General features: G+C 62.6%; 2 protein-coding genes. One reads left to right on the top strand and one right to left on the bottom strand.

Annotated elements, in window-relative coordinates:
• Nucleotides 1–1,181, bottom strand: a 1,181-nt coding sequence (locus NW857_RS09575; protein WP_414368793.1) for a TIGR03985 family CRISPR-associated protein, incomplete at its 3' end; no start/stop codon positions are given.
• A gap of 151 nt (nt 1,182–1,332) precedes the next feature.
• Between NW857_RS09575 and crn3 the strand changes: the two genes are divergently transcribed.
• The gene (crn3, locus tag NW857_RS09570) at nt 1,333–2,238 is read left to right on the top strand and encodes a CRISPR-associated ring nuclease Crn3/Csx3 (protein WP_414349121.1); all 906 of its coding nucleotides are present in this window, start codon (nt 1,333–1,335) and stop codon (nt 2,236–2,238) included.
• The last annotated feature ends 28 nt before the right edge of the window (nt 2,239–2,266 follow it).

The following is a 2,266-nucleotide window of genomic DNA, read 5'->3' as shown; positions in this document are numbered from 1 at the left end:
AGAATGTGCAGGATCTTTTCCCGTTCCCCCGCATCGGCTACCTCCCGCCGTACCAAAGCCGGGATCCGCTCGTAGTCAATGGGTTGGAAGGTGGGGTGGCGCACCGTGTTGTCCACGTAGCGGCGGGCAAACTCGGGCGCAAAGCGCAGGATCAAGAGCGCCTTGGGCAGATAGAAATCGGATCCCCAGGCCTCTTCCCAGGCCGCTTGCACCGCTTCGGGGGTGGGCAGGTTCCCCTGCTTCTGGCGGGCCACTAGCTCTGCCGGCACCGCAGGGTCAGACCAGGGCACCACCGTCAGGCGAGGCGAGCAAATGCGATCCAGGCGAAAGTTGTGCCAGCCCAGGGATCCGGCAGCCTGCGGGAGCTGACCAAAGGCCGCCAAATACTTGGCGCGGCGGGCATAAAACAGGCAAACCGGGTAGGTGAAAACCCTTTGGATCCCGTGCTGGCGGGTTTCGTAATCAAAGCGGATCAGCCCTGCCGCCGGTTTTGTCCAGAAGGCCTCTAGCTGGTTTTGGTATTCGTCCACCCGCTCCTGCTGTTCGTCGGAGAGGATGTATTCAAACCAGACAAACAGCCGCCGCTGCCGGTGTTGATGACCTCTCCAGATATCGTCCAGCAACACCTGCACGTCGGGATGCACAAAGGCCACGTCGCTGAGGACGTGGTAGATCTGCTCAAGCTGGCCGCCCGACAACGTCAAGGCCGAGGCAGCCGTCGGCAAGGAGGGGCGATCCCCGGCGGCGCGGCAGCGAAAGTTATCTCTTCGCTTGGAGTTGGCCTCGATTGGCTGCAGCCAGCCCCGGGCGGCCAGGTAGTCCAGCTCTTTGCGCAGGGTGCGGTGGGTCTTGAAAAAGGGCCGGCTAGCCAGCAGCGTCTCCAGATGGGGAACTTCAGCTTTCAAGGCGGCCACCAGGTCGGGATCCTTTAGCCAAAAGCTCAGGGGCTTCTGGCAAATGCAGCCGGGATCTGGGCAGGCGATCCCGTGGGGCAAATCCTGCTTGGGGTGGTGGGGCGAGAAGAGACGATCCCGAAGGTGGGTGTAGCCAAAGGTCTGCGGCAGATCCGGCCAGCGGTTTTCGCCATAGAGGCACTGGAGCAGCACCCACAGACGCACCGCCCGCTCCAGGCGCTCTGGCAACTGTCCGCCCGCCAGCCAGCGCAATACTTCTGCCGTCAAAGGCAACTCCCCTCCGTTCATCTCCCCCCTCCAGGGCAAGGCACAGACCAAGGTCGGATCCCTTCGCCCCTACTCTGCCAACAATTGGAAGCTCCCGATTCCAATCTTTTCCATACTGGAGCCAGTCTGTTGTCGTTCCGTCCCCATTGCTATGGCTGCTGTAGCACTGCAGTTGCGGTCTGGCTATCTGGCCCATTGGCCGCAGAAACCCCATCTTGGCGGGCTATCGTTTCAGGTCATTGAAATCGAGCTGACCCGACCGGATCGGCTGGTTTTCCCGGAAGATCTGGCTCAACTGCGCCTGCCTGGGGGGATCGACCCCCGCTTGGGAGTGGTACTGAGCGGGCGCGCCCCCATTTGGCTCTACGGCTGGTTGGTGCACGAGTGCCACTTCACCCGCTGGGTGGCCTGCTACGACCCGCGCCTGGGGGCAGTGGTGGTCTCCAGCCACAGCCCAGACGTGCAGGTGGGCGAGATCATCCCCTGGGTGCAGGGCAGGCCAGGCTCAGAATTGGCGGCGGCAGTGATGGTGGTGGGCCCTCCGGATAGCGGTAAAAGCCGCCTGGCCCGCGCTCTTTTCGAGGCCCTGCTGCCCCAGGATCCCAACGTTTATCTACAGCGGGCCCACTGGGATGGGGAAGGAAATTGGACGTTGGATCTGCCGCCGGAAGAAGCCAAAATCCTCAAGCACCGCTACCGGGGACGTTTGACCCCTGAATTTTTCAGCTTCCACGCCCAGGCCATCCTCGCCCTGCGCCAACAAAAAAGCCTGGTGATCGTGGATGTGGGCGGCAAGGTGGATCCCCACAAGCAGCCGATCCTGGAAGCCTGCTCCCATTACCTCTTGGTCAGCCGGGATCCGGCGGCCATTCCCCTCTGGCATGAGTTTTGTCGGGATCGGGGCAACCTGCGGTGTGTGGCCGTCCTGCACACGGGCCCCTGCCAGGAAGATCTGCCCAGGGATCCCAACCAACTGGAGCTGTGCTGGGATCCCGGCTCTCCACTTCCTGCTGAGCTGCTGCAGGCCGTGCGCAGCTTGGTCGGCTCAGCAGGATAAGGGCAGGAGTTCCAGCTGGGGTTTGCAG

It is taken from the genome of Synechococcus sp. H55.9, assembly GCF_047462355.1.
In the GTDB taxonomy this organism is placed as follows: Bacteria; Cyanobacteriota; Cyanobacteriia; order Thermostichales; family Thermostichaceae; genus Thermostichus.
The sequence above is the reverse complement of the archived record's forward strand: the minus strand, read 5'-3'. Positions and strand labels throughout refer to the sequence as shown.

Excerpts from the sequence above, each read along its gene's own strand:
- crn3 (WP_414349121.1), top strand. The coding sequence starts at position 1,333 with ATGGCTGCTGTAGCACTGCAGTTGCGGTCTGGCTATCTGGCCCATTGG.